We start from the raw sequence: 26,427 nt of genomic DNA, 5'->3' as shown, positions 1-26,427 counted from the left end.
GGCGCGACGCCGCCTGCGCGAGCGTCGAACAGTGGGCCGCAAACGGCGACCTTGTCATCCTTCGCAGCGACATCACCTGCGATGCAAGCGAACACGCGCGCGCCGGAAGCATGGGCAGGCGATGCCGTTCGGCGCCGTCGCGGGGTCCGGCCTGCTCGATCCGAACGCGGATGACATACTGGGTCGGCAAATCACCGGCTGCCGACACGATGTGTCCGTGCGCCGGCCGTTGAGTCAACAGCGGATATTTCGGCCGAACGCGTCCACGGCCGTGCGCTTCCTCGCGAGGGATGGCGCCGGTTCGCGGGCTCACGCGGCCACCAGCCCCTTGTGTTTCGGAGAGGCATCGCATTCATGACTCAGCACACGCAGCCGTGCATGTCACCCTTGACCGCCACCGGCTCGTCGCCTGCCGAGCAGCCCGCCGTCGGCAGCTTCCGGTTCTGGTTCGCCACGCGTCGCTGGGAGTGGTCCGCGGAGGTGTATCGCATGCACGGCTACCGGCCGGGCGAGATCGAACCGACAACGCAATTGCTGCTCGCGCACAAGCATCCCGACGACCGCACGCACGTCGCCGAGACCATCACGCGCGCCATCGACCACGGCGAGCCTTTCTCCAGCCGGCATCGGTTCATCGACCTGTCCGGCCAGGAACACACCGTGCTCGTCGTCGCCGACCGCATCCTGGACGACACCGGCACCGCCGTCGGCACTTCCGGCTTCTACGTCGATCTCTCCGGCACCCTGGAGGAGGCCCACCAGGCCATGCTCGCCGCGACCCTGCCCGGTCTGTACGAGAACCGCGCGGTGATCGAGCAGGCGAAGGGGGTGCTCATGAACATCTACCAGATCAGCGCCGATCAAGCGTTCCAGGTGCTGCGCTGGCGGTCCCAGGAGACCAACACCAAGCTGCGCGCGCTGGCCCAGCAGTTGATCACCGAACTCCCCCTCGTGCCGCCGCCACCGCCGGACCTGGTCGCCGCGTTCGACCATATCCTGCTCACGGTCCACCTCCGCATACCCCGCGATTGACCACGAGGCGATTTCGTTTTTCGGACCGACGCCCCGGACGACTTCGCCTGCCGCGCTGACACCGGCCCCGAGCCCTGAGAGCCTGGGAGTCGCGCGGTCTCGTGCCCGAAACCCCGCCGCCGGAGGTGCGCATGTCATGTCAGTACGGCGTGGAGACCATCCGGACCAACGACGGCCTTGTTCTGATCACGTATGGTGAATTGGACGCGGCGAACGCCGACGGCTTGTTCACGGCGCTGGCCGAGGCTGTCGAAAACCACTGTGGCACAACGTCGATCTCTTCGGTCATCGTCGATCTCTGCCGGGTGAGTTTCCTGTCCTGCGCGGGCGTGCGCGCGGTGTTGCGCTTGGCGGAACGCGGTGCGCGAGGGGACGTCGCCGTCCGCATCACCGTGCCGGACGACGGTCCGGTGCCGCGCATCGTGGACGTGCTGGCAGTGCGGCAGAACCTGCCGGTCCTCGCGTGCCGCGTGTCCGGGCCGCACGCCGCCGAGCCGCCGCGCGAATGCCGCTCACCCGGGGCCGTGCGGCCGAACGACGCGCTCGGGCGGACCAAAGGTGGTCCGGGAAACAATGCGCAGTCCCCGCGCACGCGGATCATCGACCGCACTGTTCCGGTGGCGGGACTCAGCCGCGGCGACGTCGAGGCGAGATGAGCTGCGTCGCGAACGAACGTCCACACCGTCGGCCGTCCACTATACGAACAAACCTGCCCGCCATCGCTTGACATCGTCGTCGGGCGGTACTCGGCGATCGTCGCATCGTTCACCATCGCGTGAGCGTGTCGACCGCAGGTGAAGGCGAATCGAGGAAGCTCATGGCACTGGCGACCACGAAGCACAGAACCGCCGTTCCGCGCCGGGCGCGCCGCGGAACCGACAGCTACGACGGCATCGAACCGTGGCTCGAGAAATTGTGCGGGATGACCGACGACGACCCCGAACGCCCGCGGTTGCGGGAAGAGATCGTGCGCCGGTGCTTGCCGCTGGCCGATCACATCGCCCGCCGTTTCGTCGGTCGGGGGGAGAACTATGACGACCTGTACCAGATCGCCTCGGTGGGCTTGGTACTCGCGGTCGATCGCTTCGACCCGGCTCGTGGGCCGTCGTTTCTGTCGTTCGCCGTCCCGACGATCATGGGCGAAGTGCGCCGCCACTTCCGCGACCACAGCTGGGCCGTGCGGGTGCCGCGCCGGATCAAGGAGATCCAGTTGACCATCGGCCCCGCCGTGGAGAGGCTCTGCCAGCGACTGGAGCGGATGCCCACCGCCCTGGAGATCGCCGTGGAACTGAACATCGACCTGCTGGAGGTCACGCAGGCGCTGCTGGCGGGCAACGCCTACTCCACCAACTCGATCGACGCCGTCGTCGAGGACGACGAAACCAGCGGCACGTCGGTCCGGGTCGCCGAGACCTTCGGCGAGGAGGACCCCTCCTACGAACTGACCGAGGAGGCGCTGGCGGTCGCGCCGTTGCTCGCCGAACTGCCCCAGCGGGAGCGGCGGGTGCTGCGCATGCGCTTCTTCGAAGGGCGCACGCAAGCGCAGATCGCCGAGGTGCTCGGGGTCTCCCAGATGCACGTCTCCCGGGTCCTGTCGCGGACCATCGCCGACCTTCGGGAACGCGCCATGCGCGACTGATCGCGGCACCGGATGTCCTGCGGTGCGCTGGCCGATCGCGCCCTAAGGGATCAGTCGTTGAGCGTCGTCAGCGGGGTTCGGCCGTATGCCTCGCGGTAGGCGGTCGCGAATCGTCCGGGGTGGCCGAAGCCCCAAGCCGCCGCGATCGACGTGACCGTGTGGCCGTCCTCGGGCGAGCAGTCGCGTAGTTGTTCGTGCGCACCGCGCAGGCGAAGCCGCCGCAGATACGCCATGGGCGTGGTGCCGAGGTGGCGCCGGAACGCCAATTGCAGTGCACGGACGGTGACGTACGCGGCCGCGGCGATGTCGGTGACGGCGATGTCGTCGCGGACGTGGGATTCGAGATACGCCAGCGCGCGCCGCACCGTGTCGGGATGGGCGTCGTTGCGGTCGCTCGCCGTCGGATCGGTGTGGGCGGTGCTGGGCAGGGCGTGCAGCACGCTGGCAGCCAGATACTGCGCGGCGGTGGAGGTGATCAGGGGTTGCTCGCGTGCGGTGCGGTCGGTGGCGAGGTCGCGCATGTGCTCCAGTACCCGGGACAGGTGGCCGGCGGCCGCGGGGGAGACCGGCCGGTGCCCCGTCAGCCGGACAGGTTCGAGGTCGTGATCGGGGTTCGTGGCCGCCACCCGGCTGAGCAGAGCGGGGTCGAACAACGTGATGCTGTAGCGGGCGTGGTGGATCACCCCGGAATACGGCAGGTCCGGTGGGGTGAGCAGTCCGACATCCCCGGGATGGAAGTAGTCGGTGCCGACGTCGCGGTAGTGCTCTTCGATCGTGCCCGACTTCACCCGGCACAGGCATATTCTGCCCAATGGCTGCGCGTCATAGCTCATGTCGAAGCCCAGCTCGAACTCGTCGAGGCTGACGGGACCGAGGACGTCCCGTGTGACGCTGGTCCGGACCGGTGTCCCGGCGCTGTTGCCGATCCGCATGGTGGTGTAGTTGCGATTGAGGAATTCTTCGGTGTCACTCAAGCTGTCGCTGCGAAAGGTGAACGACTCCATCGGCGCGGCACTTCTGCTGTTTCGGATACGGCATCCCGCCCAGCACGTCGTAGGGTGTTGGCCGAGCGGCTGTGCTCAGCATTCGGACTGGTCACAACCGTTCGGTGTGCTGGCAGGTGTCAGCACGGTTGGTACCAAACGAGGCAGCGGCGACCGGAATCCCCGATACATCGTGATCATGAGTACCCGGTTACCCCGGGTTCAATCTCAGGACTCTCTTTTCACCGCAGTATCCGATCGAGGCGAGCAGGTTTCCGGGGTCGCGACCGGCCGCCGGTGTTTCGTCCTCGCTCGAGCGGCCACCCTGACCAGGAGGGGCGGATCGCCGCCTTTCCCATCGAAGCCGTCCGAGAACGTGACGAGGAGGTCTCATGGCATTGCAGGACACGATCGCCCAACTGCGGCAGGACATCACCACCGCCGAGGACGCGGGCGACGAGACGACCGCCGAGCGTCTGCGCGGTGAACTCGCCGAAGCGATCCGCGCGGCCGACCAGAGCGCCGAAGCCGATCGGCGGTGACGAATCGGCGGCGCGAAGGTCGGCGATCATCCGTGGCGCGGACCTTCGCGTTCGTCGACCGGCGCTCTCCCGGTCCTCGAGCCCGGCGGCTTCGGCGAGTTCGCGCCGGTGTTCGTTCGGTGCGCTCCGCTCTGCGCTGTCTACCGGGATCGGCTGACGCTCTTGGTCATTCGTCGGGGTCGTCGCGCGGAGGCAGGTAAGGTTCGGCATCTTCGGGATGGCCGTGGGCGATACTGCGCGCTCGCGCGAGTTCGGCATCCACTTCCGCGCCCAGCAGCACCGCGATATTCGAGATCCACAGCCACACGAGGAAGACCACGACGCCACCGAGGGAGCCGTAGACCCGGTTGTAGGAGCCGAAGTGGCCCACGTAGAACGCGAAACCCCAGGAAGCTGCCGCCCAGAGCAGGACGGCCAGCGCGCTACCCGGCGTCAACCAGCGGAACCCCGGCTGCCGCACGTTGGGCGCCGCCCAGTACAGCAGGGCGAAGACCAGGCTGATCAGCGCCATCATCACCGGCCACTTGACGATGCCCCAGACCGTGATCGCGACCTGCCCGAGCCCGAGCCAGCGGCCGACGTGGTCGGCCAGCGAACCGCTGATCACCACGCCGACCGTGCAGACGCCCAGCAAGGCGACCACCGCGGCGGTCAGCGCCACCCGCACCGGCACGGTCTTCCAGGGCGGTCGTCCTTCCTCGATGTCGTAGATGGCGTTGCTCGCGCGCATGAACGCGCCGATGTAGGCCGACGCGGTCCACAGCGCGGAGGCCAACCCGAGCAACGCCAGTGGACCGGCCGGGGCTTGGGCTTCGTGTATGTCGTTCACCGCGTCGACGAGCAGGTCCGTCCCGCTGCCCGGCCCGATCGCGCGGATGGTGTCGACCAACGCGCCGGTGTCGTCGCGTCCCAGCATGCCCAACCCGGCGGTGAGCACGATCAGCCCCGGAAACAGTGACAGCACACTGTAGTACGTCAGGGACGCGGCCCAGTCGCTGAGATTGTCCTCTTGGAATTCGCGGACCGATCGCTTCACCACGCCCCACCACGACCGGCCCGGCAGATCCGCCGGCCCGCGCAGCCGCCGTCTCGCCGCGAATTTCTTCTGTGCACTCTGCGCCACTCTCACACCTCCCGCTCGCGCCGGATACCCGGCGTACCGGCCTCGAAACCGGCGTCGCGTCAGTGGTGTTCGGTGATACGCCGAGGTGTCAGGGGCAGTGAGCGCGGTCCGCGGAGCCGACGACCATATCCGCGATCCGCGCACCGGCCTGCGCCAGGCTGAACGAGCGGCCCAGTTGCATGCTGTTGATCTCCACGCCGAGCGTCTTGCTCACCAGCGCCCCGAACTCGACGGCCATCAGCGAGTCCATGCCGAGTTCGGGCAGCGGCACCGCCGGATCGATGGAGTCGGCCGCCACGCCCATCACGTCCGCGAGCTGCTCGGCGAGCAGACAGCCGACGACGGTGGCGCGCTGGGCCGGGGCGAGGGCGGTCAATTCCGCGCGCAGCCGGGCGAGGGCCGAATCGTCCTCGGCGGCGGCCGCGATCAGCTCGGCCACCCTCGGGGTGCGGGCCAGCTGGGGTGCGGCCGGCGCCACCTTGCCCCAATCGACGGAAATGATCGCCGCCTGACGCACCCCGAGCCGCAGAGCCTCGCCGAGGTATTCGGTGCCTTCGTCCATGTCGATCGCGTCGAATCCGGCGACGCGCAGGTAGCGCCGCACGGTCTCGTCGGAGTCGACCATGCCGCCGCCCGACATCGCGCCCCAGGCGACGCACAGCACCCGCTGGCCGCGGCGGGCCAGCTGGTCGGCGAAGCACTGCAACGCCAGGTTGGCCGCGGTGTAGGAGTACTGGCCGATGCCGCCCATGATCGCGCTGCCGGAGGAGAACAGCACGATCATTTCCGGTCGCACCTCGGCGGCGGCCAGCGCGGCGGCCACTGCGCGCGCCCCGTCCAGCTTCGGCCGGAACACCGCGGCGAGACCGGCGCGGTCCATGGCGGCGATGCGCTGATCGTGCAGCACACCCGCGGCGTGGAAGACTCCGCGCAGCGGGGACCGCGCCGTGTGCACCCGCTCGATCACCGCGCGGACCGCGGCGGCATCGGTGATGTCGGTCCGCTCGACCAGCGCCTCGACCCCTTCGGTGCGCCAATGCTCCAGGTGGGCGCGGGCGGCCGCGGTGGTGGCGCCATGGCGGCCGACCAGCACCAGGTGCCGGGCGCCGCGCCGCACCAGCCAGCGCGCGGTGGCCAGCCCGAAGGCGCCGAGTCCGCCGGTGATCAGATAGCGGCCGTCTGGATCGATGGATGCCTCGGCAGGGCAGGGACGCACCGGAGGAGCCGCGCCGGTCAGGTCGAGCGCGACGCGGCCGATTCGAGTGGAGCGCAGCGCTTCTTCGAACGCGGTGGACACCTCGTGCTCGCCGAACGAGTGATACGGCAGCGGGCGGTAGGTGCCCTCGGCGAGCTTGCCGCCGACCGCCTGGACGCGGGCGAGTACCTCGGTGGGGCGCAGCTTCAGCATCCGGTCCAGGTCGAAGGAGAAGTAGGCGACGTTCTTGTCGAAGTTGCGCAGGTCGAGCACGCCGCCGGTGTAGATGTCGGCCTTGCCGATCTCCACGATGCGGCCGAACTCCGCGACCGCGGCGAAGTTCTGGTGGACGATCTCGCCGGGGGCGGTACTGATGACGATGTCCGCGCCCCGGCCGTGGGTGCGGCGGAGCACGTCGTCGACGAAGTTCAGCGACCGCGAGTGCAGCACATCGTCGGCGCCCTGGGCCCGCACGTAGGCGCGCCGCTCGTCGTTGCTCGCGGCGCCGATCACCCTGGCGCCGTGCAGTTTCGCCAGCTGGACGGCCGCCGCGCCGACGCCGCCCGCCGCGCCGTGCACCAGCACCGTCTCCCCGGAACGCAGCCGCGCCAGATCCAGCAGCGCGTACTCGGCGGTGACCAGCGAGACGGTGGAGGTGCACACTTCCGGTCGCATGCCGTCCGCGGCCGGGCCGACGACCTCGGTACGCGCCACGTGGTAGCGCTCGATCATGCCCGGCGAGGCCAGGCCGACGCGGTCGCCGACGCGCGGCCGGGTGACATCGGGGCCGACCCGGACCACGGTGCCCGCGCCCTCCATGCCCGGCGCGGTGCCGAAATACGTTCCGGTCAGCTCGTCCGCACCGAGGACGCCGAGCACTTTGAGCGGATCCTTGAAACCCAGGCCGACCGCGGCCATCCGCACCTCGACCTCGCCGGGGCCCGGCGCTCGCCGTTCGGCGCGGCGCCAGCCGAGCTGGGACAGTGCCCCGGAGCGCGGGATGTCCAGCGTGAAGTTGGCCTCCACGTCGAGCAACGGCGCGGGCCGGTCGAGTGCCGCGAGCTGATCCGGCAGTGCGCGCACCACGGTCGTCGACCAGCGCAAGCCGTCGCGGAGGAAGACCTCGTCGGTGCCGTCGGCCGAAAACGCTCCCGGCACAGCCAATTCGGTGAGCAGGTCGGTCTCGGAGGTGTCCGGCTCGACGTCGACCAGCCGCCAGCGCAGCCGCGGCTGCTCGTTCAGCAGGACGCGGCGGGCGCCGGCCAGCGCGGCGTGATCCGGGTCGGGCAGTGCCGCGTCGTCGGGATGCACGAAGGCGCGCTCGGTGACCAGGGTGACGTGCACGGAGCCGTCGCCGGTCGGTGGGCGCGGCTCGGGCTGCGTCGCATCGGCGAAGCGCTCGACGATCAGCGCCAGTCTGCTCAGCAGCCACAGCTCACCCACCGGATCGGCGCCGGTACCCGCGAGCACGCACACGTGGATCCGCTCGACGCCCTCCGCCGTGTGCGCCGCGTGCAATCGCTCCCGCAGTACGTCCTCGAATGCGGCGCCGAGCGAACCGATGTGGATCACGTCCGCGCGGATGGAACTCCGTGTGATCTGCTCCACCCTGGTTCGCCGCGCGCCCTTCAGCGGCACCACCACGGTGTGGGCGTGCGCGGCCGAAGGCAGAGGGGAGTGATCGATCGGAGCGCGCGGCGTCCAGCGCTCCTCGTAGTACAGCTGTTCCAATCGGCGCAGCGGACCGGCGTCGAACGGCACGGCCCGGAACTTCGCGCCGACGATCTGTAACACCACCTCGTGCCCGGCGTCGAGCACGGTGACGTCGGCGCGCAGCGGCGCGGTCAGCCGCGCGACCACGACCGCGCGCCTCGGCAAGGGAGCGAACATGCGCACCGCGGCCGCACCGACCGGAATCATCGCGCCCACCTGACGCGGCCCGCCCGCGTCGCCGAGCGAGACGACCTGCCAGGCGGCGTCCAGCACGCACGGATGCGCCAGATGACCGGTGCCGACCGCGCTGGCAGCGTCCACGGTCGCCACGACGGTGTCGCCGTCCACCCATGCCGCGCGGACCAGCCGGAAGGAGGGGCCGTGCGCGACGCCGGTGGCGGTGAGACCGGCGTACAGCGTGGCGGGCTCGACTGATGTCATCGCCGCGGTGTCCGGCACGACGATCCGGGGCGCGTCGATCGCTCCTTCGACCAGCCGGCCGGTGGCATGCGTGGTCCACGTGTCGCCGATCGCGCCGCGAGAACGGATGGTGAACCGCCGCGTCGATTCCTCGACTCGCAGTCGCACGACCGGGACCTCACCCCGCTCGATCACCAGCGGCGCGACGAAGCGGACCTGCTCGACGGCGGCCACGCAGCCGGTATCCGGCGTGCCGAACTCCACGGCCGCCGCGCTCAGCGCCGCGTCCAGATAGGCCGTGCCGGGCAGGATCCGGGCGCCGTCGATGACGTGGTCGTCGATCCAGGGCAGCAGCTCCGCGGCGATCTGGACCGTCCAGTGCCGCTCCTGGTCCGGGCTCGGGTCGCCGAGCATGGTGTACCCGCCGGGCGTGCCGTGCGGTCGATTGCCGAACTCCGGGAGGTCGGCGCGCAGGCGCTCGCGCTGCCAGGGGTATCTCGGCAGCGGCAGATGGGGTGCGCGGGTCTCGCCGATCACCGCGCCGACGTCGAGCGCGCCCGCGGCGTACAGGTCGGCGATCACCTGGCGCATGCTGTGGTCGTCGGGCTGCTTGCGGTCGAGCGTCGCCACGCTGGTGCCCTTCTTCCCGCTGTGCAGCAGCACCTCGCGAATGTTCGCGCCGAGCACCGGGTGCGGACCGATCTCCAGGAACACGCGTCCACCCGCGGTGATCGCCGCGCGGATCGCGTCGGCGAAGCGCACAGGTGCGCGGACGTTGGAACACCAGTAGCCCGCGTCCCAGTCCGCGCCGGTCACCGCCGCGCCGGTGACGGTCGAGAAAAGTGGAATCGTCGGTTCGCGCGGCGTGAGGGTGGCCAGGGTGGTGCGCAGCTCATCGAGGATCGGATCCATCAGCGCGCTGTGGTACGGCGCCTCCACTTGGAGCCGCTTCGCGAAAACGCCGCGTTCGGCGAGCTGGTCGGCGATCTCGGCCAGCCGGTGCGCGGCGCCGGAAAGGGTTACGGAGGCGGGGCCGTTGTACGCCGCGACCTCCACACCGTCGCCGATCAGTCGCGCGGCCTGGTCGGCGGACAGCCCGACCGCAAGCATGCCGCCGGTGCCCGCGGTGGTCGCCTGCAAACGGGCGCGGTGGTAGACCACCGCCACCGCGTCGTCGAGTGACAGCACACCGGTGACATACGCCGCCGACACTTCGCCGACGCTGTGACCGACGACGGCTTCGGGTCGGATGCCCTGTGCCACAAGGGTTTCGAACAGCGCCACCTGGAGCAGGAAATTCGCGGACTGCGCGAGTTCGGTCCCGGTGACCCGGGATTGCGCCTCCGGCCGGGCCAGCTCGGCGCGAATCGACCACCCGGCCAGCGCGGTGAACGCGATGTCGACGCGTTCGGCCGCCGCAGCGCACACCGGGTCGGCGGCCAGCAGGTCGCGACCCATGCCCCACCATTGGGGGCCCATGCCGGTGAACACGAAAACCGGTCCGGCACCAGGGTTTCCGGTCACGCGTACCGGCGCCGTGCCCTCACCCGCGGCGAGACCGCGGAGGTCGGCGGCCAGCTCGGCGGCGTCGGTGAACGGAAGTCCCACCCGGAATGGGTGGTGCTTGCGCCTGGTCCACGCCGCTGCGGCGAGATGATCGAGGTCGACGCCGCGATCCAGGAGTGCGGCGAGGTCACGCGCCACCGTGCGGACCGCCTGCTCGCTGTGTGCGGACAAGGCGAGCACGCCGCGATGCGCGGGCAGCGGTGCCGCCGCGGCCGGGCCGGGCCGGTGTTCCCGCAGGATGGCATGCGCGTTGCTGCCGCCGTAGCCGAACCCGTTGACCGCCACCGTCATCCGGTCGACATGCGATGCGGGGGCCGCGGCCTCGCGCTGAATCGTCAGCCGCAACCTGTCCAAGTCGACGCCGGGGTTGAGCTCGTCGTCGACCCAGCCCTGCGGAGGCAGCGTGCGGTGCGAGATCGCCAGCGCGGATTTGATGACGCTCGCGATGCCCGCGGCGGCTTCGGTGTGCCCGAGGGTCGCCTTCACCGACCCCACCGGGAGGGGCGTCGAACGGCCTTCGACCGCACCGTAGGCGCGACCGATCGCGCGCAGTTCGAGCGGGTCGCCCACCGGGGTCCCGGTGCCGTGCGCCTCCACGTAGGTCACTTCGTGCGGTGCGATGCCCGCTCGCGCGCACACCGATCTCGCCAGCGCCTCCTGCGCGTCGGCGTTCGGAACCGTGATCGCGGTGGTGCGTCCGTCCTGATTGGCGCCGGTCGCCGCCAGTACCGCGTAGACCCGGTCGCCGTCGCGTTCGGCGTCGGCGAGCGGTTTCAGCACCACCATGCCCGCGCCCTCGCCGCGACCGTAGCCGTCCGCGCTCGCCCCGAAGGCCTTGCTGCGCCCGTCCTCGGCGAGGAAGCCGCCCTTGCACATCGAGATGAAAGTGCCCGGTTGCAGCATCAGATTCACACCGCCGGCCAGCGCGGTCCGGCAGTCGCCGTTGGTCAGCGCCTGGCAGGCCAGATGCAGGGCGACCAACGAGGACGAGCAGGCGGTGTCCACGGTCAGGCTGGGACCGTCGAGGTCGAGTGCATAGGAGATCCGGTTGGACAGCATGGTGTACGACGCGCCCGCGGCGGAGTGCATGTCGATGTGCGGCAGCGCGGCGCCGGTGAACCCCACCGCGAGCTGGTCGAGGGTGAAGGCTCCGACGTAGACGCCCACGGAGGTCTCGGCGGTGCGGCCCGCCATGCCCGCGTCGTCGAGCGCCTCCCAGGCCACCTCCAGGACGAGTCGCTGCTGCGGATCCATGGCCGCCGCCTCGCGCGGCGAGATACCGAAGAAGTCGGGGTCGAAAGCCCACGGGTCGGTGGTGAGGAATGCGGCGCGCTTGGTGTACATGCGACCCGGCGCGCGGTGGTCCGGATCATAGTAGCGGCGGTTGTCCCAGCGGTCCGCCGGAATCTCGGTGACCGCGTCGCGCTTCCCGATGACGAAGTCCCAGAACGACTCCGGTGAGTCGATGCCACCCGCGTAGCGGCAGCCGATACCGACGATCGCGATGTCCGACACGGATAGTGCTCCTTCACACAGGTCGAATGGCCGGTTGCGCCCGAGCTCCGGATGCCGTCAGTCTCCGGCCGTGCGCAGGCTGTGCGGCAGCCGGGGGGTCATCGGTGGCGAAGGCATGATCCGATCCCGAGACAAACGCGGCGCATCCTGTTTCGTCGCGGAACGGACGACAACATGCTCGACCGTTGTGCGCACCACTGACCTTCGCGACGTGCTGCACTAGCCCCGCCTGAGCAGCTAATCATTATTTACAAACAGAAACGTACACCAATCGAATCCGACGTGCACCCGGTGACTTTCGGCCGATATGCGAACCAGAAATTTCACACAAGCCAGTGCTTCCGTGGTCCCGCCACACCTGCCGAGGGGGTGCGTGAATTCGGGTCGCGGCACCGAGAAAATCCGTTGTTCCGGCCCCGAGGGGACCGTAACGTCGCTGAGGTTTGCCCACCGATCGACGAAGGAGATCCGATCATGGAACCCGTCACCGAGCGCGACATCAGGTCGTCGTTCGTCAACTGTTCGAAAGGAGACGCCAAGCGGCTGCCCGTGCCGCGGGACCTGGCCGAGCGGCCCTGGCACGACCTGGACTTCCTGGGTTGGGGCGATCCGTCCTTGCCAGGGCGTGGCTACCTGGTCGTTCCGCAGGAGGACCGCCTGGTCGGCGTCGCGCTGCGCTATCCCACCGGCGGCACCGGCCGGGCGCAGATGTGCACGATCTGCCTGACCACCCACACCGGCGGCGGGGTCTCGCTGATGACCGCGCACAAAGCCGGCGAATCCGGGCGCCGGGGTAACTCGGTCGGCACCTACATGTGCACCGATCTCGCCTGCTCGCTGTACGCGCGCAACAAGAAGCGGCCCGCGCTCGGAAGCCGGTACCGAGAAGACCTCACGCCCGAGGAGAAGATCGAGCGGGTGCGCGAGAACATCACCACGTTCCTCGCGAAGCTCTACGCCTGATCACTCGCCCGACCATCAGGCAGCCGCCGCGCTGCCCGCCCGAACGGAGGTAGATGCCATGTGCCGACACTCGAGGACCGCACGGTCGAGTCACCCCGAGTCACCCGACTGCGCTCGGGGTGGCCGTAGTTCCTCGCCGGTCGAGTCGGCCCGGATGGGCCGGACCGTCCCGTCCGGCGAGGAACCACGGCTTCGGACGCGCTAGCCCGCCGCGTCCGGGCGCGGGAGTTCCCACACCTCCCGCAGGCTCGGCGCACCGGGAACCAGATCGGGTAGATCGGGTATCGCTTCCGCGTCGGCGGTGAGCGGGGCGATGATCGCCGTGTGCTGTTCGCGGGCCCGCCGCGCCGCCTCCTGGCAGGCTTCGGTGACCGAACGGCCCAGCTGTTCCGGTGTGCTGCGCAGGGCGTCCGGAGTGAACCGCACGTCGACGGTGACGCCCGCGGCGTCCACGGTCACTTCCACCAGCTTGTCCGCCGACTCCGCCGTGCATCGCAACGCCGACAGCTTCTCGTGCACCTCCTTCAGGTGGGTGCGCTGCTCGGCGAGCGCATCCAGGATGTGGTCCACCTGGTTGCGCATTCCGCTGTTGGTAGCGCGCAGCCCGTCGCGTTCCCACCGATCCACCGGCTCCCACCTCCTCGGGTCCGCGTCGTCCCGGACCGTCGATCGCACGTTCGGCGCACAGCAGGCGTGCCGCCGCCGAGTCCGAGCATTCAGACAGGAATTGTCCGGGACATGGGCACCGCTCGAAGGTCCCCCGTGCTGGGAATGCTCAGGCCGGTGCGGCCTCGGTTTCGTGCACCGTCAGCCAGCGGACTCCCTCGGGGTCGTCGGTGGTCAGCACGGCCGTCACGCGGCGTCGAGTGACGTTTCCGGCCGCCCGGTGCGTCTCCAGGAAGCGCACGACCGCTACGCCGCCGGACCGCAGCAGTTCCTCGACGTCCGAGACCTCGATGGACAACCCCGGCACGGCGTTACGCGCGCCACGCAGCCTCGTGATCAGCGCACTGCGCCCCAGCACTTCGCCGCCGGTCGTCACCATGCTGAACCGCTCGTGCTGCGCCGCCGCGAACCGCTCGAACACCTCGGTCTGCGCTTGCGAGCCCAGCCATGTCGCGAGGTCGGCGTGCAACCGCTCGACCGCGTCGACCAGATCGACACCCATTCGCGGCATCGTACGCCCGCGGCCGTTCGTCAGCGCCGGTGCCGGAATCTCCGGCTATAGAACGGCAGCCGGATCACCAGCCGCCGTACGGAACGGTGATCAACTCCAGGAAGTGACCGCTGGGGTCGAGGAAGTACACGCCGCGACCGCCGTCGTTGTGGTTGATCTCGCCGGGCCGCTGCTGCTGCGGATCGGCCCAGTGGTCGAGGCGCTCGCCCTGGATCTTGGCGTAGGCGGCGTCGAATTCGGCCTCGGAGACCAAGAACGCGTAATGCTGGGGCTGGATCTCGGTGACCTGCGGCGGGACGTTCGCGAAGTCGAAGGTGCCGCCATCGGGTAGCGAGAGCGGAATGAACGGTCCCCATTGCGTTCCGACTTCCAGTCCCAGGATGTCCGCCCAGAATGCGGCGGATACTCGGTGGTCGTGGCAACCGGCAATGGTGTGATCGAATCGTACGGACAGTGGAATTTCTCCTCTGGTGCGTGACGATCCCGACCCCGGGCTCGGTACAAGGCGGCCAACGGGAGCACCGTCACGGTCGGCCAACTTAACACCGGTCCGCGGCCTGCGCCAGTCCCGGAATGGATGTGCCCGAACCGGTGCGGACGGTAGCGTCGGCGGAATGAAGATTCGTGGAGCAGTCCTGGAGCGGATCGCGGCACCGGCGCCGTTCGCCGAATCGGCGCCGATCACCGTATGCGATCTCGAGCTGCACGCGCCGGGGCCGGGCGAACTGCTGGTCCGGATCGAGGCGGCGGGGCTGTGCCACTCGGACCTGTCCGTGGTGGACGGCAACCGGGTGCGTCCGGTGCCCATGCTGCTGGGCCACGAAGCCGCGGGGCGGGTGGAGGCGGTCGGTCCCGGTGACGGCGACATCGCGGTCGGGCAGCGCGTGGTCATGACCTTCCTGCCCCGCTGCGGCGAATGCGCGGGTTGCGCGACCGACGGTCGCACACCCTGTGTGCCCGGCAGCGTCGCCAACAACGCGGGCGAATTGCTCAACGGCGGGCGGCGATTGTCCCGTGCGGGAGCCGAGGTGCACCATCATCTGGGCGTTTCCGCTTTCGCCACGCACGCGGTGGTGGATCGCCGGTCGGTGGTCCCCGTCGACGACGACGTGCCCCCGGAGGTCGCGGCCGTCCTCGGCTGCGCGGTGCTGACCGGTGGTGGCGCCCTGATGAATTCGGCGCGACCGGGAACGGGGGACCGGATCATGGTCGTCGGTCTCGGCGGCGTCGGTATGGCGGCGGTGCTGGTCGCGGTGTCGCTCGCCGCGGAGGGACACGAGGTGATCGCGGTCGACACTGTGCCGGAAAAGCTCACACTCGCACGGGAATTGGGTGTTCACGCCGCATACACCCCGGCCGAGGTCGCCGAGCTGGGCGTGCAGGCGGAGGTGGTGGTCGAGGCCGCGGGCAATGTCCGTGCCTTCGAGACCGCCGTCGCCGCGACCGCGCCCGGTGGCACGACGGTGACCGTCGGATTGCCCGCTCCCGATGCCCGCGCAGCTATCTCGCCCTTGGCCTTGGTCGCCCAAGGGCGTTCCATCGTCGGCAGCTACCTCGGCTCGGCCGTGCCGTCCCGGGACATTCCCGAGTACGTCCGCATGTGGCGCGCGGGTCGGCTGCCGGTGGAGCGGCTCATCTCGGCGCACATCGGTCTCGACGAAATCAACCGCGCCATGGACGAACTCGCCGCGGGCCACGCCTTGCGCCAGGTCATCGTCTTCGACTGATCCGCCCCGGCCGGTCGTCGCCGAGGACTGCCGCGCAACCGGTGAGCCCTGGGCACCCGGACCGACTCACTCGGCGGGCCGGTCCATCTTCTCGACGAATCTTTCGAGGAGGCGAGCGAAGTCGGCGCGCTCGGCGGGCGTCCAGTCCGCCATCGCGGCGGCCATGGCGGTGCGCCTGCGTGCCGCGGCCTCGGCCACGGCTCGGCGCCCTGCGGCGGTCAGGCGCAGGACCGAACGCCGTCCGTCGCGCTGATCGGCGACGCGTTCCAGCAGGCCGGAGGAGACGGCCTGGGCCACCAACCGACTCGCCCTCGGCTGATCGACGCCGAGTGCGGGAGCGAGTGCGCCGACCGTGTCCGCTGCGCCGTCGGCGACGGCGTCGAGCACACGGAACACCGCCACGGGAACCGCGCCGTCGCTCAGCGCACCGCGCGTCTGCCTGCGCCGGATCCGGACCATCGCCGCCTCCACGGCGACGGTGACGGCATCGTGCTCGTCCATTCGCTCACTCTGTCACACTCGACATTTGTATGTCATATTACATGTACTTGTTGGAATGCATATATAGGAGTGGTGATGGCCATCCAGCGCGGCATCGGGTACTGGCTCGTGGAACTCGATCGGCTGATCAACCAGCGCTTCGACGAAGACCTCGCCGCGGGCGGGTTCAGTCGCCGGCGCTGGCAGGCCGTGCACTCGCTCGCGGAGGGCCCACAGCGCGCCGACGACGTCCGCGACGCGCTCGACACTTTCTGGACCGACGACTCCGAATGGCCCGCCGAACTGGCCGAACTCGTTGCCACCGGGTTGGTCGCCGATAAGGAAGGCGTGCTGTCGCTGACCGAGACGGGCCGCGTCGCCCACGACGAGGCCTTCGTCCGGATCGCCCGGCGCAGGCGGCAGATGGCGGAGGGAATCACCGGCGAGCAGTTCGCCGAGACCGTGCGGTTGCTGCGACGGATGGCCGCGAATCTCGCGGGCGCATCGAGTGCGGAGGTCGGCGCAGGACGGCCGGCGCAGTAAGCGGCTGCCTCGCCTGTGTCCTGCGTGCGGCTGGCTAGGCCAGTGCTCGACCCGCGCGGGCGGAGGGAGTGGGAACGGCCGGGCCCATTAGGCTGATCCCCGACCGAAGCGGAACGAGGAGGTGCGGTGACCATTCGGGTCGGAGTGCTCGGAGCGCGTGGCAAAGTCGGACAGGCGATCTGCGCGGCGGTGACGGCCGCGGAGGACCTGGAACTGGTCGCCGCCGTCGACAAGGACGATTCGCTGGATTCGTTCACCGCCGCGAATACGCAGGTGGTCGTCGACTTCACCCACCCGGACGTGGTGATGGGGAATCTGAAGTTCCTGGTGGAGCACGGCATACACGCGGTGGTCGGCACCACCGGGTTCGACGAGTCCCGTTTGGCCGAGGTGCGCGGCTCGTTGGCCGGACGCCCGGAGGTCGGCGTGCTGATCGCGCCGAACTTCGCCATCGGCGCGGTGCTGTCCATGCGCTTCGCCGAGCAGGCCGCCCGGTTCTTCGAATCGGTGGAGGTCATCGAACTGCACCACCCCAACAAGGCGGACGCGCCCTCCGGCACCGCCTACCGCACCGCAGGCCTGATCGCCGCGGCCAGGGACAAGGCGGGACTGCACCGCAGTCCCGACGCGACGACCACCGAACTCGAGGGCGCGCGCGGCGCCGATGTGGACGGGGTGCGGGTGCATTCGGTGCGCCTGGCCGGTCTGGTCGCCCACCAGGAGGTGCTGTTCGGCACCCAGGGCGAGACCCTCACCATCCGGCACGACTCGATCGACCGCTCGTCGTTCGCCCCCGGCGTGCTGCTCGGCGTGCGGGAGATCGCGAACCGCCCCGGTCTCACCGTCGGGCTCGACCCGTTCCTCGACCTGTGAGCGCGCGCCGGCTGTCGCGCCGGGCGGCGCCGAACCGCGGCGGTGCACGATCGTGAGCGGCTCCGAGCCGTCCGATCGGAAGGGTAGCGGGGACGTCGTCAAGGTGGTCGCGCCGATCGCGGCGCTCGTCCTGGTTCTCGGCTTCTATTTCTTGGTGCTCGGCCGGATCGCGTTCAGCCTGATCGTTTCCGGCGACGTGGCGGCGATCGTCATCGGCGTGGGCGTGCTGATCCTGCCGCTGCTGGGCGTGTGGATCGTCGTGGCCACCGTGCGCGCGGCCCTGGCGCATCAGCACCTGGCGCGGCGCATCCACGCCGAGGGCCTCGAGCTCGACACCTCCGCGTTGCCGCGCCTCCCGTCCGGCCGCATCGAACGCGCGGCAGCCGACGAGCTGTTCGCGACGGTCAAGGCGGAGTGGGAGGCCGACCCGGACAATTGGCGCGTCTCCTACCGGCTCGCGCGCGCCTACGACTACGCGGGTGACCGCACCAGAGCCCGCGAGACCATGCGCCGCGCGGTCGCGCTGGAACGGCACGAGCGCGACACCCTCTGACGGTGCGGGCCGATACCATCGCAGGGTGGCCCGGTTGCTGATCATCCATCACACGCCGTCCCCGCATATGCAGGCGATGTTCGAGGCCGTCGTCTCCGGGGCCACCGACCCCGACATCGAAGGTGTGGAGGTCGTCCGCCGCGCCGCGCTGGCCGTCACCGCTCCCGACGTGCTGGCCGCGGACGGATACCTGCTGGGCAGCCCGGCGAACCTGGGGTACATGAGCGGTGCGCTCAAGCACGCGTTCGACACCTTCTACTATCCGTGCCTCGATTCCACGCGCGGTCGTCCGTACGGCTTGTACCTGCACGGCAACGAAGGCACCGAGGGCGCCGAGCGGGGGGTGGCGGGCGTGACCACCGGACTGGGCTGGGAACAGGCCGCCGCCGTGGTGGTGGTCTCCGGCCCGCCCGCCAAGGAGGACCTGCAACGGTGCTGGGAGCTGGGCGCCACGCTGGCCGCGGGGCTGATGGCCTGAGGCCCCCCGAATTCTGGTGTCTGACCATTGCGCACCATCACCCGGCATACTGTCTGCGATTGTTGTCGCGGTGGGGATGTGGACGAGTAGCTCGGGATGGGAGAGCCAGGTGACGTGGGCCGAAGGGGGCGAGAGCACGCCGCGCCGGATCGGATTGGTCGAGGACCATGAATCCGTCGCGATAGGTCTCGCCGCGATGCTTGCGCGGGAGACCGATCTCGATCTGGTGCTGACCGCGGGCACCGTGCCGGAACTGCTCGCCGCCGCCGACGGCGCGCCGAAGCTGGATCTGGTGGTGCTGGACCTGCGGCTGGCCGACGGCTCCTCGCCAGAGGACAACGTGCGGGCCCTGCGCGGCCGCGGTATCGAGGTGCTGGTCTTCACCGGTGCCGACAACGCATTCCTGGTGCGCTCCGCCGCGCGCGCGGGTGTGCTGGGTGTGGTGCGCAAATCCGAGGACGTGCCGACCGTCGTCGCCGCCGTGCGCCGGGCGGCCGGCGGCCAGCAGGTGGTCACCACCGACTGGGCGGCCGCCATCGACGGCGACCCACAACTGTCCAGCGTGGGCCTGAGTCCGCGCCAGGAAGAAGTGCTCATGCTGTACGCCTCCGGCGAGAAGGCCTCCCGGGTGGCGCGGTTGACCGGCCTGTCGGAGCAGACGGTCAACGACTATCTCGGCCGGATCCGGCAGAAGTACGCCGACGCCGGTCGTCCGGCGCCGACCAAGACCGACCTGTACAAGCGGGCGGTGGAGGACGGCTGGCTGCCGGTTCCCGAGCGGCATCGCCGCGGATGATCGCGTCCAGCATGCTGGACGCTCCGTCGCACTCCCACTCCCTCCCGCGCGAGCGGCCCCATGTGAGCCGTTGGCGCCGCGGAGTCGTGGCGCTGTCCAAGGAAAAGGCCTCCGAAGGCGCCGCCGACCGCATCTTGCGCAGGCTCGGACTGGCCATCGGCATCGCCGGGGTGATCGCCGCGATCGTCGAACTGCCCGAGATCGCCGATCAGAGCCGCTTCGTGCCCGTCCGGTGGACGGTCGTCGAGGTGGTGCTGGCGTTCGGGCTGTTCCCGGTGCTCGCGGTCGTGTCGGTCGGCATGAGCCGGCGCGTGATCCAGCGGGTCGCAGGGGCGGCGGCGGTGAGTTTCCTCGGGGCGATGGCGGTGGTCCCGTTCGCGTACGCGGTCCCGGATTCCGAAGGCGCGGCCTCGGTCTGGCTGTACCGGGTGCTGGCATTGGGCGTACTCGCGGCTGTGCTCGCGTGGCGTCCGCCGCTCGCGGTCGCGTACCTGGTGGTGGGCGCGGCGTTCAGCGCGCTGGCGAATCTGGTCGTGCTGCGCGACACCACAGCGCTCGCGCTGCTCGGTGACTTCGCCAGGGCGGCCGGGCTGAGCGCGCTGTTCCTGTGGTGCGTGATCTATGCCAGGGCCGCTGCCGCCCGCGTGGATCGTGAGTCGGCGATCGAGAGCAATCGGGCGGCGGCGGTCGCGGGCGCGGCGGCCCGGGAGCGGGAACGGGCGCGTTTCGCCGCGTTGATCCATGACGCGGTGCTGTCCACGCTGCTGGACGCCTCGCGGGCCGGGACCGAATCGCCGGTGCTGCGCCGCCAGGCCGAGCGAACACTGGAACAACTCGACGAATGCCGGGTCGGGGAACCCGAACCCGACCGGCTGGACGCGCAATCGGCGATCGGATTCCTCCGCTCGGCCGTGCACGAGGTGAACCCCGGCATCCGGTTCACCACCCGCCGCTGGGCCGGATTCGACGATCTGCAGTTGCCGGTGGACGCCGCCGGCACCATCGCGGCCGCGCTGGCCGAGGCCGTGCGCAACAGTCTGCGGCACGCCACCGTCGCCGGGCGCGAAGTGCGCCGCACCGTCACTGTGACAATCAGCGCGGGTGGCATTCGAGTGGTCTTCCGGGACGACGGCGCGGGTTTCGACCTCAGTGAGGTGCCCGTCGATCGGCTCGGCATCTCGGTGAGCATCCTGGGCCGCATGCGTCAGCTGGCGGGCGGTGCCGGGTTCGTGGAATCCGAACCGGGTGAGGGGACGACCGTGACGCTGGTTTGGGGCGGACATGGCTGAGCGGGAGACCGAATTCGGACTGCGCGATCTGCTGGGGCTGCGCGACCGGGCGGCCTGGCTGTTCCTGGTCATCCTCGAAGCCACCATCGTGCTGTACATGATCCGGAACTTCTCGGAATCACCGGTGGCCGCCGCGGTCGCCGCGCTCGTTGTCCTGGCGCTGGCCGGTGTCGTGGTGCTGGTGGCGCCGAACGATCCGCTGCCCTGGCCCGCGACCGTTTTCGTCGCCGCCTCCGGGCCGCTCGCCACGACCCTGACCTCGTTCGACGTCGAAAACGGCTGGTCGAAGCAGGTATGGACGGCATTCGCCGCGTCGTATGTGCTCGCCGTTCTGGTGCTGCGCGGACGGCTCGCCGCGGCTTGGCTCGGTGTCGCGGGGATCGGCGTGGTGATCGCCGTGGTGGGCGTGGTCGCGGGCTTGCGGGTGGGCGTCGTCGTCGGTTCGATCGTCCCGGTGGCCACGGTCGCCGGGGTCTCCCTGTTCGCGGCGATCATGCGCCCGACCCAGCGTTCGCTGCGGCTGCTGCGCGAGGAAGCGGCCATGCGTGCCGCCGCCGAGGCCGCGATGGCCGCGGAGAACGGGGAACGCACCCGTCAGCTGGCTCGGTTGGACGCGGTGGCGCGCCCGATCCTGGAACGCATCGCCGACGGCGTGGAACTCACCGCCGCCGAACGGGAACAGTGCAGGCTGCTGGAAGCCGAACTGCGCGACGGTCTACGGGCACCGCAGCTGGCCACCGAGCAGCTCAACAGCGCCGCCCGTGGAGCCCGCTCCCGTGGCGTGGAGGTGATCCTGCTCGACGACGGCGGTTTCACCGGCGTCCCGCATCGGGTGCGCCAGCAGGTGATCGCCGCCGCCACCCGGGAACTGGACGCCGCGAACGAAGGCTCGGTCACCGTCCGCATCCTCCCGACCGGCCGCCGCATCCTGGCCACCGTCCTGGCCACCGCCGCGGACCGGGACCGCCGCACCGAGATCGACGCCACCGGCACGGTCACCGTCTCGACCTGAAGTTCCCGACGGCGCTCCCGCCACGACGGAACTCCCCGATACTCGCGTGCGAACAGCGGTCCTGTCGGTGGCTCGTGGCATGGTGGCTCGCATGCGGAAGATGGGTGCGGCGGCGGCGCGGCGAACGGCGTTGGCGGCGCAAGGTTTCGGGGCGCGCAGGCCCGGTCGGGTCACGCGGCGGACGGTGCTCGGAGTAGTGGACCGAACTCAGTTGCTGCAGCTGGATTCGGTGTCGGCGGTGGTGCGGGCACATTACGCTCCCGTGTTCAGCCGGATCGGCCCCTACGACCGCACCCTGTTGGATCAGGCCGCGTGGAGCAACGGCACGCGGCGGCCGCGGGCGCTCGTCGAATACTGGGCGCACGAGGCCGCGCTCGTCCCAGTCGAGGATTGGCCGCTGCTGCGCTGGCGGATGCGGCAGTACGAGCACGGGCGCTGGTCCGGCATGCGCAAGGTGGTCGAGCGCAATCCCACCCTGGGCAAGGACATCCTGGACGTGATCACCGCTGTCGGGGCGGCCACGGCGGGCGAGGTGGAGCGCCACCTCGAGCTGGACAAGCCGCGGCCGAAGGGCTCCTGGTGGAATCTCAGCGACACGAAGATGATCTGCGAGCAGCTTTTCGCGGCGGGCGCGCTGTCCGTGGCCACCCGCGTCGGGTTCACCAGGCACTACGACCTGACCGAACGGGTGCTGCCGCCGGACGTGCTGGCACGTGAGGTCGCCGAGCAGGACGCCGTCCGGGAGTTGGTGCTCCGCGCGGCCACCGCGCACGGCATCGGCACCGAAGCGGACCTGCGCGACTACTACCGCCTGCACCGCGCTCGAACCGAGCCCGCCATCGCCGATCTGGTGGACGCGGGCGAGTTGATTCCGGTGGAGGTGGCGGGCTGGGGTAAACCGGCCTACTTGCGGGCGGGCGCACCCACTCCGCGCCGTGTCGAAGGCGCCGCGCTGTTGTGCCCGTTCGACCCGCTCATCTTCTTCCGGGCCCGCACCGAGCGGATTTTCGACTTCCACTACCGCATCGAGATCTACACCCCCGAACACAAACGGGTGCACGGCTATTACGTCTTCCCGTTCCTGCTCGACGGTGAGCTCGTCGGCCGCGTCGACCTGCGCGCGGAGCGTGCGAACGGCCGGTTGTCGGTGCCTGCGGCGTTCGCCGAACCCGGGTACGACACCCCGGCCACCGCCCACGCCCTCGGTGGCGCGCTGCGCGAGCTGGCCGATTGGCTCGAACTGGACGAGGTCGCGGTGGGCGATCGCGGCAATCTCGCCGCGTTGCTGTAGCGCGACTGGGTCAGCTGTCGCGTTTGGGCCCGTACCCGCGCATCTGGTCGCGCAAGGCCCCGTGGACGGCGCTCGACAGCCACGAGTTCAGGGACTGGCCGCTCTGTGCGGCAGCCTCTTCCGCGCGCGCCTTCATCTGCTCCACCAGTCGTAACGTGACCCTGCTGATGTCTCCGGTCATCTCCTCGAAGGTGGGTGGCTCGTCGCCGGCCGTGCTCTTGCGCACATCAATGGCGGCGTCCGTGCCGTCCACCGACACGTGCACCGTTCGGTCGCCGAGCACGGCGCTGACCTCGGCGGCGAGGTCGGACAGTGCGGCGAGCAGCATCAGGCGGGCCGGGCCCTCGGTCGCCGCGGCCAGGGCCGCCGCCGTGGCCTGGGTCTTCTCGTCGCCGAGCGCCGCGGCGGCGATCAGGTCCTCGCGCAACCGGCTGGTGTACTTGTTCAGATCCATGATGTCAGTGTGACGTCATTGTTGATGTCGAGCAAGCGGCGATTTGACATCATCGCAGCGTCGCCGATATGGATTCGCGTCTTTGTTGCGGCCTGATCGCCGACGACGGTGTCGAGGGCGTGTCCCAGACCGGGTAGCCTTTCTGACCATGAAGAACGGTGAATCGACGCCAACGGAGCTGCGTGCCTCCGGCACGGTAGGTGTCGCGATGGTGACCCCCTTCAGCGCCGACGGCAAGCTCGACGTCGATGCCGGGGTCGCGCTCGCGGCCCGCCTGATCGACTGCGGCGTCGACCTGCTCGCGATCTCGGGTACCACCGGTGAATCGCCGACCACCACCGAATCGGAGAAAGCCGACCTGCTGCGCGCCGTCGTCGACGCCGTGGGCGAGCGCGCGACCGTGATCGCGGGCGCGGGTACCTACGACACCGCGCATTCGATCGAGCTCGCGCGCAACGCGCAGCGGGCGGGTGCACACGGTTTGCTCGTGGTGACGCCGTACTACTCCCGGCCCTCCCAGGAGGGACTGCTCGCCCACTTCACCGCCGTCGCCGACGCCACCGACCTGCCGGTCACCCTCTACGACATCCCGGGACGGTCGGTGGTACCGATCGCCAGTGACACCATCCGCAAGCTCGCCGAGCACCCGCGCATCGTCGCGGTCAAGGACGCCAAGGGCGACCTGAACATGGGCGCCGAACTCATCGCGAGCACCGGCCTCACCTTCTACTCCGGCGACGACGCGCTCAACCTGCCGTGGCTGTCGGTCGGCGCGGCCGGGTTCATCAGCGTCATCGGACATCTCGCGCCCGACCGGCTGCGCGCGCTGCTGGAGGCGTATACGGCGGGCGAGGTGGTGCGCGCCCGCGAGATCAACACCACCCTGCTGCCGCTGCACGCCGCGATGGCCAGGCTGGGCGGCGTCGCGATGAGCAAGGGCGGACTGCGGCTGCTCGGCATCGAAGTCGGTGAGCCGCGACTTCCCCAGCTGATGCCGAGCGGCGAGCAACTCGAGTTGCTCGCCGCGGACCTGCGAGCGGTCGGAGTGCTGTCGTGAGCGAGCCCCTATCCCGTCGCCGCCGCAGTTCCTCCCGCCCCGCGGGAGCGCCCGCCCCTGCCGCACCGGCGGAGCAGGTGACGCCGGCCGAGACCGCGGAGACCATCGCGCTGCCCGAGCCCGCGCTGGACGAGACCACAGTGAACGCCGAGTCCGTCGTGCGGGCCGTGGATCCCGCGCCTGCGCAGGCACGCCGGGAGCCGAGGACGCAGAACGCGGCGTCGCGGCGAGCGGGCCGCGGACGTGCGCAGTCCGGGGCCCGGCGGGCCGAGGAGCCGCCGCCGCAGGCCGATCCGATCGCCGCGCACGACCGCCTCGGCACCCCGCCTGCCCTGCCCCAGAACGGCCTGCGCGTGTTCGCCCTCGGCGGCATCGGCGAAATCGGCCGCAACATGACCATTTTCGAGTACGGCGGCAAACTGCTGATCGTGGACTGCGGCGTGCTGTTCCCGGAGGACCAGCAGCCCGGTGTCGATCTGATCCTGCCGGACTTCCGTCCCATCGAGGACCGGATGGACGACGTGGTCGCCGTCGTGCTCACCCACGGCCACGAGGACCACATCGGCGCGGTGCCGTTCCTGCTGCGGCTGCGGCCCGACATCCCGGTCGTCGGCTCGAAGTTCACTCTCGCGCTGGTCGCCGCGAAATGCCGGGAACACCGCCTGCATCCGAAGCTGGTCGAGGTGACCGAGGGGCAGCACACTACGCACGGCCCGTTCGGCTGTGAGTACTTCGCGGTCAATCACTCGATTCCCGACGCGCTCGCCGTCGCCATCCGCACTCCGGCCGGCGTCGCCCTGCACACCGGTGACATCAAGCTCGACCAGCTGCCGCTGGACGGGCGGCTCACCGACCTGGCGGGATTCTCCCGGCTCGGTGACGAGGGCGTCGACCTGTTCCTGGTGGACTCCACCAACGCCGAGGTCCCCGGCTTCGTCACGCCGGAGCGCGAGATCGGCGGCGTACTGGACTCGGTCATCGGCAAGGCGCGCGGCCGGGTGATCGTCGCGTCCTTCGCCAGTCACGTGCACCGCATCCAGCAGGTTGTCGACGTGGCCCAGAAGTACGGGCGACGGGTGTGCTTCGTCGGCCGCTCGATGGTCCGCAATATGCAGATTGCCCAGGACCTCGGCTATCTCACCGTGCCGGAGGGCGTGGTCGTCGACCTCGATGTCGCCGCGACCCTGCCCGGCCACCGCCTGGTGCTGATCTCCACGGGTTCGCAGGGCGAGCCGCTGTCGGCGCTGTCGCGGATGGCGCGCGGCGACCACCGGCAGATCAACATCCGTCCCGACGACCTGGTGGTGCTGGCGTCCTCGCTCATCCCCGGCAACGAGAACTCGGTGTTCGCGGTGGTCAACGGCTTGGCTCGGCTCGGGGCCACGGTGATCACCCAGCAGAACGCGAAGGTGCACGTCTCCGGGCACGCCTCGGCGGGTGAACTCCTGTACCTGTACAACGCGGTGCGCCCGACCAATGCGATGCCGGTGCACGGCGAGTGGCGGCACCTGCGTGCGAACGCCGCGCTGGCGGTGGCCACCGGCGTGCCGCAGGAGCGGGTGGTGCTCGCGGAGGACGGCGTTGTGGTCGACCTGGTCGACGGCATCGCCTCTGTCGTCGGCCGGGTGCCGGTGGGCCACGTGTACGTCGACGGGCTGTCGGTGGGCGATGTCGGGGAGTCGACGCTGTCGGACCGGCTGGTGCTCGGCGAGGGCGGTTTCATCTCGATCACCGTCGCCATCGACGAGACCACCGGCAAGGCGGTGAGCACTCCGGAACTCAGCGGACGCGGCTTCTCCGACGATCCGGCCGCGCTGCTCGGCGCGGCGGAACTGGTGGAGGCCGAACTGCTGCGGCTGGCGGGCGAGGGTGTCACCGACACGCACCGGATCGCGCAGGGTGTGCGCCGTGTCGTCGGCCGGTGGGTGGCCGAGACCTATCGTCGTCGCCCGATGATCGTGCCGACCGTCATCGGCGTCTGACCTTTCGGACCACGAGAAAGCGCC

25 protein-coding genes are annotated in these 26,427 nt (G+C 70.1%); 16 read left to right on the top strand and 9 right to left on the bottom strand.

All coding sequences use genetic code 11. The annotated features are described in order from the left end of the window. Positions 1–313, bottom strand: a 313-nt coding sequence (locus ON19_RS43330) for a hypothetical protein (RefSeq protein WP_218006451.1), incomplete at its 3' end; no start/stop codon positions are given. Positions 314–378: 65 nt separating this feature from the next. Here ON19_RS43330 and ON19_RS19965 point away from each other — a divergent pair. From ON19_RS19965 to ON19_RS19955, 3 genes are all read left to right on the top strand, one after another. Continuing rightward, positions 379–1,032 carry a PAS and ANTAR domain-containing protein gene (locus ON19_RS19965; RefSeq protein ID WP_043694906.1) on the top strand — a complete coding sequence of 218 codons (654 nt, stop codon included), beginning with the start codon at positions 379–381 and terminating at the stop codon, positions 1,030–1,032. 101 nt (positions 1,033–1,133) lie between these two features. Continuing rightward, positions 1,134–1,688, top strand: a complete 555-nt coding sequence (locus ON19_RS19960) for an STAS domain-containing protein (RefSeq protein WP_083899492.1) — start codon at positions 1,134–1,136, stop codon at positions 1,686–1,688. 161 nt (positions 1,689–1,849) lie between these two features. Next, entirely contained in the window at positions 1,850–2,671 is an 822-nt protein-coding gene (locus tag ON19_RS19955; protein ID WP_051169081.1) for an RNA polymerase sigma factor SigF, read from the top strand. Between the two features lie 50 nt (positions 2,672–2,721). Here the strand turns inward: ON19_RS19955 and ON19_RS19950 are convergent, their stop codons facing one another. Further along, positions 2,722–3,645, bottom strand: a complete 924-nt coding sequence (locus ON19_RS19950; RefSeq protein ID WP_306307055.1) for a helix-turn-helix transcriptional regulator — start codon at positions 3,643–3,645, stop codon at positions 2,722–2,724. Positions 3,646–4,046: 401 nt separating this feature from the next. Here ON19_RS19950 and ON19_RS42025 point away from each other — a divergent pair, with 401 nt between their 5' ends. Continuing rightward, on the top strand, positions 4,047–4,196 hold the full coding sequence (locus tag ON19_RS42025; protein ID WP_157229763.1) for a hypothetical protein: 150 nt from the start codon (positions 4,047–4,049) through the stop codon (positions 4,194–4,196). 166 nt (positions 4,197–4,362) lie between these two features. Here the strand turns inward: ON19_RS42025 and ON19_RS19945 are convergent, their stop codons facing one another. Next, complete coding sequence (locus ON19_RS19945) at positions 4,363–5,319, bottom strand: YihY/virulence factor BrkB family protein (RefSeq protein ID WP_043694804.1); 957 nt, start codon at positions 5,317–5,319, stop codon at positions 4,363–4,365. An 88-nt stretch (positions 5,320–5,407) separates the two neighbouring features. Then, the gene (locus ON19_RS19940) at positions 5,408–11,728 is read right to left on the bottom strand and encodes a type I polyketide synthase (protein ID WP_043694801.1); all 6,321 of its coding nucleotides are present in this window, start codon (positions 11,726–11,728) and stop codon (positions 5,408–5,410) included. Between the two features lie 474 nt (positions 11,729–12,202). Here ON19_RS19940 and ON19_RS19935 point away from each other — a divergent pair, with 474 nt between their 5' ends. Continuing rightward, a complete protein-coding gene (locus ON19_RS19935) occupies positions 12,203–12,691 on the top strand; it encodes an FBP domain-containing protein (RefSeq protein ID WP_043694798.1) in 489 nt (162 codons plus the stop codon). Between the two features lie 201 nt (positions 12,692–12,892). Here ON19_RS19935 and ON19_RS19930 read toward each other — a convergent pair whose 3' ends face one another. The 3 genes from ON19_RS19930 to ON19_RS19920 all read right to left on the bottom strand — a co-directional run bounded on the left by ON19_RS19930 (position 12,893) and on the right by ON19_RS19920 (position 14,322). Beyond that, a complete protein-coding gene (locus ON19_RS19930) occupies positions 12,893–13,318 on the bottom strand; it encodes a YbaB/EbfC family nucleoid-associated protein (RefSeq protein ID WP_051169079.1) in 426 nt (141 codons plus the stop codon). A gap of 148 nt (positions 13,319–13,466) precedes the next feature. Next, on the bottom strand, positions 13,467–13,859 hold the full coding sequence (locus ON19_RS19925; protein ID WP_043694795.1) for a DUF4440 domain-containing protein: 393 nt from the start codon (positions 13,857–13,859) through the stop codon (positions 13,467–13,469). Between the two features lie 73 nt (positions 13,860–13,932). Further along, positions 13,933–14,322, bottom strand: coding sequence for a VOC family protein (locus ON19_RS19920; RefSeq protein ID WP_043694898.1), 390 nt, complete (start codon positions 14,320–14,322; stop codon positions 13,933–13,935). A gap of 160 nt (positions 14,323–14,482) precedes the next feature. Here ON19_RS19920 and ON19_RS19915 point away from each other — a divergent pair, with 160 nt between their 5' ends. Beyond that, complete coding sequence (locus ON19_RS19915; protein ID WP_043694792.1) at positions 14,483–15,595, top strand: alcohol dehydrogenase catalytic domain-containing protein; 1,113 nt, start codon at positions 14,483–14,485, stop codon at positions 15,593–15,595. Between the two features lie 66 nt (positions 15,596–15,661). On the opposite strand, the gene ON19_RS19910 is transcribed toward ON19_RS19915, so the two are convergent. After that, positions 15,662–16,096: a MarR family winged helix-turn-helix transcriptional regulator gene (locus ON19_RS19910; RefSeq protein WP_043694789.1), complete on the bottom strand. Its 435-nt coding sequence runs from the start codon at positions 16,094–16,096 to the stop codon at positions 15,662–15,664. 75 nt (positions 16,097–16,171) lie between these two features. Here ON19_RS19910 and ON19_RS19905 point away from each other — a divergent pair, with 75 nt between their 5' ends. The 8 genes from ON19_RS19905 (at position 16,172) to ON19_RS19870 (ending at position 22,910) form a co-directional block, all read left to right on the top strand. Continuing rightward, positions 16,172–16,618 carry a winged helix DNA-binding protein gene (locus ON19_RS19905; RefSeq protein ID WP_063709465.1) on the top strand — a complete coding sequence of 149 codons (447 nt, stop codon included), beginning with the start codon at positions 16,172–16,174 and terminating at the stop codon, positions 16,616–16,618. A 126-nt stretch (positions 16,619–16,744) separates the two neighbouring features. After that, the gene (gene dapB / locus ON19_RS19900; protein ID WP_043694786.1) at positions 16,745–17,491 is read left to right on the top strand and encodes a 4-hydroxy-tetrahydrodipicolinate reductase; all 747 of its coding nucleotides are present in this window, start codon (positions 16,745–16,747) and stop codon (positions 17,489–17,491) included. A gap of 52 nt (positions 17,492–17,543) precedes the next feature. Next, positions 17,544–18,044, top strand: coding sequence for a hypothetical protein (locus ON19_RS19895; RefSeq protein ID WP_051169077.1), 501 nt, complete (start codon positions 17,544–17,546; stop codon positions 18,042–18,044). Between the two features lie 25 nt (positions 18,045–18,069). Continuing rightward, positions 18,070–18,522 (top strand): flavodoxin family protein, encoded by a 453-nt coding sequence (locus ON19_RS19890; protein ID WP_043694783.1) that lies wholly within the window; start codon positions 18,070–18,072, stop codon positions 18,520–18,522. A gap of 76 nt (positions 18,523–18,598) precedes the next feature. Next, a complete protein-coding gene (locus ON19_RS19885; protein ID WP_372478715.1) occupies positions 18,599–19,318 on the top strand; it encodes a response regulator transcription factor in 720 nt (239 codons plus the stop codon). Positions 19,319–19,380: 62 nt separating this feature from the next. Beyond that, complete coding sequence (locus ON19_RS19880) at positions 19,381–20,607, top strand: ATP-binding protein (protein ID WP_227954674.1); 1,227 nt, start codon at positions 19,381–19,383, stop codon at positions 20,605–20,607. Further along, positions 20,600–21,619, top strand: coding sequence for a DUF8320 family protein (locus ON19_RS19875; protein WP_043694774.1), 1,020 nt, complete (start codon positions 20,600–20,602; stop codon positions 21,617–21,619). Before ON19_RS19880 ends, ON19_RS19875 begins: the two co-directional genes overlap by 8 nt. Before the next feature lie 91 nt (positions 21,620–21,710). Next, positions 21,711–22,910, top strand: coding sequence for a winged helix-turn-helix domain-containing protein (locus tag ON19_RS19870; protein ID WP_043694889.1), 1,200 nt, complete (start codon positions 21,711–21,713; stop codon positions 22,908–22,910). Positions 22,911–22,920: 10 nt separating this feature from the next. Here the strand turns inward: ON19_RS19870 and ON19_RS19865 are convergent, their stop codons facing one another. Next, a complete protein-coding gene (locus ON19_RS19865; RefSeq protein ID WP_043694773.1) occupies positions 22,921–23,364 on the bottom strand; it encodes a hypothetical protein in 444 nt (147 codons plus the stop codon). A 148-nt stretch (positions 23,365–23,512) separates the two neighbouring features. On the opposite strand from ON19_RS19865, the gene dapA reads away from it, so the two are divergent. Continuing rightward, positions 23,513–24,421, top strand: coding sequence for a 4-hydroxy-tetrahydrodipicolinate synthase (gene dapA / locus ON19_RS19860; RefSeq protein ID WP_043694770.1), 909 nt, complete (start codon positions 23,513–23,515; stop codon positions 24,419–24,421). After that, positions 24,418–26,403: a ribonuclease J gene (locus ON19_RS19855; RefSeq protein ID WP_043694767.1), complete on the top strand. Its 1,986-nt coding sequence runs from the start codon at positions 24,418–24,420 to the stop codon at positions 26,401–26,403. Before dapA ends, ON19_RS19855 begins: the two co-directional genes overlap by 4 nt. Positions 26,404–26,427: the final 24 nt, after the last annotated feature.

The organism is Nocardia abscessus NBRC 100374 (assembly GCF_000308455.1).
Classification (GTDB): domain Bacteria; phylum Actinomycetota; class Actinomycetes; order Mycobacteriales; family Mycobacteriaceae; genus Nocardia; species Nocardia abscessus.
Note: the sequence above shows the minus strand (reverse complement) of the source record. Positions and strands in the feature narration are given on the sequence as shown.

Excerpts from the sequence above, each read along its gene's own strand:
- ON19_RS19875 (WP_043694774.1), top strand. The coding sequence starts at position 20,600 with ATGGCTGAGCGGGAGACCGAATTCGGACTGCGCGATCTGCTGGGGCTG.
- ON19_RS19910 (WP_043694789.1), bottom strand. The coding sequence starts at position 16,096 with ATGGACGAGCACGATGCCGTCACCGTCGCCGTGGAGGCGGCGATGGTC.
- ON19_RS19955 (WP_051169081.1), top strand. The coding sequence starts at position 1,850 with ATGGCACTGGCGACCACGAAGCACAGAACCGCCGTTCCGCGCCGGGCG.
- ON19_RS19915 (WP_043694792.1), top strand. The coding sequence starts at position 14,483 with ATGAAGATTCGTGGAGCAGTCCTGGAGCGGATCGCGGCACCGGCGCCG.
- dapA (WP_043694770.1), top strand. The coding sequence starts at position 23,513 with ATGAAGAACGGTGAATCGACGCCAACGGAGCTGCGTGCCTCCGGCACG.
- ON19_RS19885 (WP_372478715.1), top strand. The coding sequence starts at position 18,599 with ATGTGGACGAGTAGCTCGGGATGGGAGAGCCAGGTGACGTGGGCCGAA.
- ON19_RS19905 (WP_063709465.1), top strand. The coding sequence starts at position 16,172 with ATGGCCATCCAGCGCGGCATCGGGTACTGGCTCGTGGAACTCGATCGG.
- ON19_RS19935 (WP_043694798.1), top strand. The coding sequence starts at position 12,203 with ATGGAACCCGTCACCGAGCGCGACATCAGGTCGTCGTTCGTCAACTGT.
- ON19_RS19870 (WP_043694889.1), top strand. The coding sequence starts at position 21,711 with ATGCGGAAGATGGGTGCGGCGGCGGCGCGGCGAACGGCGTTGGCGGCG.
- ON19_RS19925 (WP_043694795.1), bottom strand. The coding sequence starts at position 13,859 with ATGGGTGTCGATCTGGTCGACGCGGTCGAGCGGTTGCACGCCGACCTC.
- ON19_RS42025 (WP_157229763.1), top strand. The coding sequence starts at position 4,047 with ATGGCATTGCAGGACACGATCGCCCAACTGCGGCAGGACATCACCACC.
- ON19_RS19865 (WP_043694773.1), bottom strand. The coding sequence starts at position 23,364 with ATGGATCTGAACAAGTACACCAGCCGGTTGCGCGAGGACCTGATCGCC.
- ON19_RS19965 (WP_043694906.1), top strand. The coding sequence starts at position 379 with ATGTCACCCTTGACCGCCACCGGCTCGTCGCCTGCCGAGCAGCCCGCC.